The organism is Mycobacterium sp. (assembly GCF_049281135.1).
GTDB lineage: Bacteria > Actinomycetota > Actinomycetes > Mycobacteriales > Mycobacteriaceae > Mycobacterium.
The window spans coordinates 1-6043 of sequence record NZ_JBAPRN010000646.1; the positions used below are offsets into that span (position 1 = coordinate 1).

The following is a 6043-nucleotide window of genomic DNA, read 5'->3' on the forward strand; positions in this document are numbered from 1 at the left end:
TCGCCAAGGATTGATCACGACGTTGCGGAACGCGGGACTCTCGCGTGGCCGCAGCGCCGACGTACTGCGCTCGCTGACCAGCTACATCCTGGGCTACACCCTTCTCAACCGGCTTCGTCCGCCGCAGCCCAACCGCGGCGCACCCCCGGATTCCTTCGATGTGGGCATGGAGATGATGATGCGATCGCTGCGCGAAGAAGTCGACGGCCCCCGACAGCCGTAGCCGTCACAACGCCGGCTTACCGAACGGCGCGGCGTTGAACGCCCGTTCGCTCCAGCCCAGTCCGCGACGGCCGCCCCAGTCCCAGCGCACCGGCTCTTCGAAGGTCATCATGTTCTGTTGCCCGGGCGTGGCGCCGGCGAAGACCTCCCAGGGGTTGGTCACGCCGACCGGCAGACTGCGGTCGGCTCCCGGGTTGAACAAGCTCATCTCCCCCAGCTCGCTGCGCAGCGTAAGCTCGCTGCGGCGTCCGGAAAGTCGGGCCAACTCCGACTTCAATCCGGTTCGTGGTCGGCCGCCGAGATCGCCCGCAGAGTGAGCACGCAGAGTGTGACCATCCAGATCGCAAAGACAGCCAGCGGCAGGTACCACGTGAACAGCCCATTCCACGCGAAGGGCCCGTCCTTGAAGAACACCGCGATAGTGCCCGGCAGGAACAGCAGGGCGACCCAGAAGTTCAGGTAGCCGGCCCACCGCGGGAAGATCGGCGTCTCCCGCTTGTCGCCGAAGATGGCCAGGCCGATCACCGTGGCCTGTAGTGCCGGGGTTGAGGTGATACAGACGAACAGCAGCCAGGCGGTGTCGTTCATGGCGAGCATCACCTGCGGATCGCGCATCCGGAAGGTCATCGACTGCCAGATCACCAGGGAGAAGATGAATTCCAATACGAACAGGGCACCGACGGCCAGGTTGGTGTAAGCCAGCGCGGTGCCACGGCCTTCCATCCGCTCCATCTGCGCGGTGATCGCCGCGGTCCAGGACGCCAGCAGCGCCGAGGCGAACAGCGACACGATCATGCCGAACCTGATGCGTGAGCGGTCCTGGGTGAACAGCTGGACGAGTTGTTCGCCGCTGAGCTTGGGTGACGGTGGTGGGACGAACCCGGCGATCAACCAGAAACCGACGAGAAACATGACGATACAGACGATTCCGCTGTAGGCGCACATTCTTTGTGCAGTGGAATTCATGGACTGGCCTCTCCGTTGAGGGTTAAGTCTCTGCACGTTTGAGGATGGTGACTGTCCCCGCCGAGCCATCGACCCGGACCAGGTCACCGTCACGTAAGACCCGGGTTCCGTTGCGGGTGTTGACCACACAGGGCAGTCCGAGCTCCCGGGCGACCACCGCGGCGTGGCTGAGCACGCTACCAATGTCGACGACCAGGGCTGCCGAGACAAACATGACCGACGCCCAGCTCGGATCGGTGGTCGCCGCGACCAGGATCTCGCCCGGCTCTACCTCGACGACGGCGGGATCGGTGACCACCCGGACCTGACCATCGACGACGCCACTGCCGGCGGCGATGCCTGTCAGCACGGCATCGTCGTCGTCCGTATCCTGGTAGTCCGAGATGACGGTCGGCTCCGGTGTCCCCCGCCACCACGACGGCAATTCCAGTCGCTGGTACTCCGCACGCCTGGCGCGGCGCCGGGCGACCAGGTCTCGGACATCGGCCGGCAGTGCACCGACGATCTCGTCGACGGTGAGGTAGAAGACCTCGTCGGCGTCGGCGAGAACTCCGCCGGCGGCAAGGTGTTCACCCACCCGACGGGCTGCGGCGCGGGCCACATCGAGCGCCTGAAGGAACGACGCCTTTCCGACGCCGCGCAGCGGAATGGTGCGGGCGGCATGGTTCAGCAGGAGCCGCGCCGCTGGTCGCTGCACCGCGGGCAGTGCCGCGAGAAGTTCGGCCTGCATCTTGGGCAGCCGGGCCCGTGCCGCACGCTCGCGCGAGAGCGGGCTCGCGTCGTCGTCGGTGGCCGCGTAGCGCCGCATCACCGCGACGATGGGAAACGGGTCCTCCCGCCAGACGCGACTGGAGATCTCGCCTTCAAGCGGCCCGTGAAACCCTTGGCGGCTGATCAGCTCGTCCAGCGTCAGCTCACCGCGCGACGCCTTCCAAATGTCCTCGACCATCACCATCTCAGCGCCGCCGGTGCCGCTGAGTACGCCGACGTCACCGACACCGGTGCGCTTGACGAGCGCGGCGAGCGCGTTGATCAGCGGCGTGATCGCGGCGAACAACGCGATCCCGTGCGCGGTCATCGCCTCACTGAATCGCTTGGTCGCGCCGTCGAATATCGCGATGGCGCCCGCCAGATCAGCGTCGGCGAGTCGCGGAATCTCCGACCGCCACCACGCCTCGATGACCGGCGCGAGCCTGCGGACCCGGCCGGGCTCGCGCAGCCCGGCGATCGGCAACCGGTAGGCGATCACCCGATAACGGCGCGCGGTCGGCGCGAACGTCATGGTCGGCGGCGCCTGTCCGAGCATGCCCGCGATGGCGACTTCGCCGGTGGTGCCGGGCATCCGATCGCCTACCGCCGCCAGCCATTCGGTGCGCATGGCGATGCGCCCGAAGAACGTCGTGATGATGCGATCGGCGGACAGGTCGGGCTGTCGGCGTTCGCCGGCGTCGAAGACACCGATCGCGTACGATAGGTCCCGGCACATCTGATCGCCGATGTCCGACCAGATCGACCAGCCCAACGGGGTGGCGACTCCGGGCAGCGCCTCACCGACATTGACCGTCGACCAATGGGTCTCGGCACTGCCCGGCTGGTGCAGCGGATCCCAGGCGTCGGTCATGGATGGCGTAACCGCAGCGAGCGTTCGGTATGGCCGTACCCCACTTCGCCGTCCCAGACGAAGCGCGACAGACTCTCGAAGTTCGAGGTCGCGGTGACGTCCGGGTCGTAGCCGATGCAGATGTCATTGGGTCCGTCGAAACCATTGGGGAACGGGTGCAGGATTTCGGCGTCGATGCGGTGTTCCCCGAGCTCCAGTACGTAGGGATCGGCGTGCTGCGAACGATCGGTCAGCACCGGGGAGTTCTTCATCTCGACCGACTCGAGCTTGCCGTCCTGCAACACCACTGCCCGCGTGAGGTACTGCCCGTCGACCACCAGGTGCAGCAGGATGAAACCGCGTCCGCTCGGGAAGTTCGCCCACGACCAGATGTGGCTGGAGAAGACCGTGAAATCCCGGGCCCCGCTGGTGTGATCCCGCAGGCCCTGACCGTCGAACGGGATCACCTCGCCGGCTACTGTGACGGTGCCCGCCACGACGTCGACCAGCTGCTCGTAGTGCAACTTACCCCAGCCCTGGGCGTCTTCGACCTCACCCCAATCCCAGACCGGTGTGTTGCAGGTCAATGTCAGATCGAATGCCGCACGTTCGTGCGCGCTGTCGGCGGCCATGCCGTTGTACAACTGCGACACCGTCGTCCGGATCGATCCGCCGTCACGGCGCATCCGCCATTGCCGGAACGGCTCGACGTTGTGAAAGCTCAACGTCGCACCACCGGGTCCCCGCGGAGTCTCGCTGCGGCCGTAACCTTTATTGACCAGCCGCTCCCCGCTGGGTAGATAAATGAACGACAGTTCCCGCCACAGCGTCGAGTCGAACGGCGCCCGGCCAAGATGCGTCCACAGACCGATCTCGGTGGCCGGGTCGTAGGCGACGAAGCAGTAGTTCTCGGTCCACCACGGAATGTCGGGGCGGTATCTCTGAGCGGGAAACTCCGATTCGGGGGTAAGCCCTGCAGGCACGGAGGTGACGGAGCTGCTCATGAACGGGGGCTCGATTGATCCCAGGCGAGGACCAATCTCTTGGGGCCGCGGAACAGTAAGGCGTCGGCGTCCCATTCGAGTTCCTCGAGCCGCAATCCATGCAACCGGGTCAGCAGCGCCTGGACACCGATTCCGATCACCGCACGGGCCATGTGCTGGCCGGGGCATTTGTGCGGACCGGTGCCGAACGCCAGATGGTCGGAGGGCACGTCGCGGTCGATGTCGAACTTCTCCGCGTGCGGACACCAGCTCTCGTCGTGATTGGCTGCCGACAGGTACACCATGACCGGGGTGTCGGCGGGAATGTGGTGGCCACCAAGCTCCATGTCCTCCGACATCAGCCGATGGGTGCCGTGCACGGTGCCGATGTGGCGCAGGATCTCCTCGACCGCGTTCGGCAGTCCAGTCAGATCGGCCTGCAACGCGTTGAGCTGATCGGGATGGCGCAGCAGCGTGACCATCGCATTGCAGATGGACAGCGCGCTCGTGTCGTGGCCGCCGACGTAGATGCTCCAGAGGTTGGCGATCAGCTCCTCTTCGGTGATGACGCCGTCGTCGGTGTCGCCGATCATCTTGTGCACCAGATCGTCAACGGGATCGGCCCGCCGCCGCGCCACCAGGCCCTTGAAGTAGCTGTCCAATTCCGTCATCGAGTCGTTGGCGACCTTCAACTGGCCGGCATCCAGCGGGAGCATTTGTATGGCCAGCTTGAAACCGTGCATCCACTGGTAGATGTCGGCCTCGTCCTCCCGGGGCACTTCGAGCAGCTGGCTGATCGCCGACAACGGCAGCGGCGACGCGTAGCCGTCCATCAGCTCCACGTGGCCGGGACCGCCCTCCACGCCGGCGAAGGCGTCGATCAGTTCGTGTGCCCGGTCGACGATCTGTGGCCGCAGCGACTCCACCAGCCCGGTCCGGAAGTTCTTCTGGAAGGTTTTGCGGACCCGACCGTGGTCATCCCCGGCTTTCATCAACACGCTGTCGGCCATGATCTTGAAATACGGTTCGTCCACCACGGTGTCGCCGTGCCGCATCTTCTGGAACTGCTCCCAGCGCAGATCGCCGTCGCGCCGCCGCAGGACCTCCCACGCGTCGTCGTGACCGGTCACGATGTAGGACCCGAGCGCCTCGGCGTGATACACCGGGTCGATAGACCGAAGCCGCGCCAGGATCGGGAACGGGTCCACCGCAAGTTCGGGATCCAGTGGGTTGAAAACGAAGTCGTCCTGGGCTGTCTTCATGCCTCACTCCTGTTGCGCCAGGCCTCGACGAGCTTGGCGTTCTGTCCGGGTGTGCTTCCGTAGGTGGCGATCTCGTCGGCGCCGGCGTCGCGGAAGCGCTGCATCGACGTCACGCACTCGTCCACCGAGCCAAGGGCGCAGGTATCGATCATCCACTGGTCGGGGATGATCTTGGCCGGTTCGAGCAGCTGGTGACGGTGGAACAGTCGATCGGCGACCTTGGCGTTCGCGGCAATCTGCTTGTGCGACCGTAATTCGTGCACCACCGAGATGTCCCAGCCGTTCTCCTCGACGAGCGTCTCGCCGTAGCCCGGGTATTGCAGATAGCCCACCGACCGACCGTGCGCCAGCGACCGGGTCTCCGTGTCATCGAGATCCGGGGCGGTGATCACCGCCTGGCAGACGCGAATCTCCTTGGGATTTCGTCCGATTCGCTCGCACGCGACCCGGATCCTCTCGACCGCTTTCGCCGTCGCCTCAGGGGTCAGCACCGGCGGCAGCAACACACCGTCGAACGACGAGGCCAACAACTCGGCACCCTTCGGCCGGGCGAAAGTACCGAACCACACCGGCGGCGGCGGCCCGGGCACGGTCTCGGAGAACGCGAGACTCGGGAAGGTGCCTAACGGGCCGTCGTATTCGACCGTCTCACCACGCCACAGCCGGCGCAGGATGGCCACATAGTCGGCCATCTCGGCGAAACTCGGCATCCTCAGGCCCATGTCATGCCAGATCGCGTTGTCGCCCCGACCCAGTCCGAGCGTGAACCGCGGCCCGTAACACGCCTGCATGGTCGCCGCGAACGCCGCCATCAGCCATGGCTGCCGAGTCGGTGGGCACACCATCCCGGTACCCAATTCGATCTGCGAGGTGCGCGCCGCGGCGCCCGACAGGATGACATCGGCTTGTTTGATATCCCAGCGCTCGCTGAGCCAGGCCGCCCGGAACCCGATCTTCTCGGCCTCGACCACGTCCTGGATACCCTGCGCGGGCGTGCGTTGGTCTGACTC

Annotated in this window: 7 protein-coding genes; 1 reads left to right on the top strand and 6 read right to left on the bottom strand. The window is 65.8% G+C overall.

Going from position 1 to position 6043, the window contains the following annotated elements; translation table 11 throughout:
• The coding region (locus tag WAN02_RS25435; RefSeq protein ID WP_422267603.1) for a hypothetical protein at nt 1-223 on the top strand (223 nt) is incomplete at its 5' end.
• A gap of 3 nt (nt 224-226) precedes the next feature.
• Here the strand turns inward: WAN02_RS25435 and WAN02_RS25440 are convergent.
• The 6 genes from WAN02_RS25440 to WAN02_RS25465 form a co-directional block, all read right to left on the bottom strand.
• Nucleotides 227-430: a hypothetical protein gene (locus WAN02_RS25440; RefSeq protein WP_422267605.1), complete on the bottom strand. Its 204-nt coding sequence runs from the start codon at nt 428-430 to the stop codon at nt 227-229.
• A gap of 65 nt (nt 431-495) precedes the next feature.
• Nucleotides 496-1188, bottom strand: a complete 693-nt coding sequence (locus WAN02_RS25445; RefSeq protein WP_422267607.1) for a hypothetical protein — start codon at nt 1186-1188, stop codon at nt 496-498.
• Between the two features lie 22 nt (nt 1189-1210).
• Nucleotides 1211-2809 (bottom strand): PEP-utilizing enzyme, encoded by a 1599-nt coding sequence (locus WAN02_RS25450; RefSeq protein WP_422267609.1) that lies wholly within the window; start codon nt 2807-2809, stop codon nt 1211-1213.
• Entirely contained in the window at nt 2806-3792 is a 987-nt protein-coding gene (locus WAN02_RS25455) for a hypothetical protein (RefSeq protein ID WP_422267611.1), read from the bottom strand. Before WAN02_RS25455 ends, WAN02_RS25450 begins: the two co-directional genes overlap by 4 nt.
• A complete protein-coding gene (locus tag WAN02_RS25460) occupies nt 3789-5033 on the bottom strand; it encodes a cytochrome P450 (protein ID WP_422267613.1) in 1245 nt (414 codons plus the stop codon). Before WAN02_RS25460 ends, WAN02_RS25455 begins: the two co-directional genes overlap by 4 nt.
• A partial coding sequence (locus WAN02_RS25465; RefSeq protein ID WP_422267615.1) for a TIGR03857 family LLM class F420-dependent oxidoreductase occupies nt 5030-6043 on the bottom strand: 1014 nt, incomplete at its 5' end. The genes WAN02_RS25460 and WAN02_RS25465, both read right to left, overlap by 4 nt.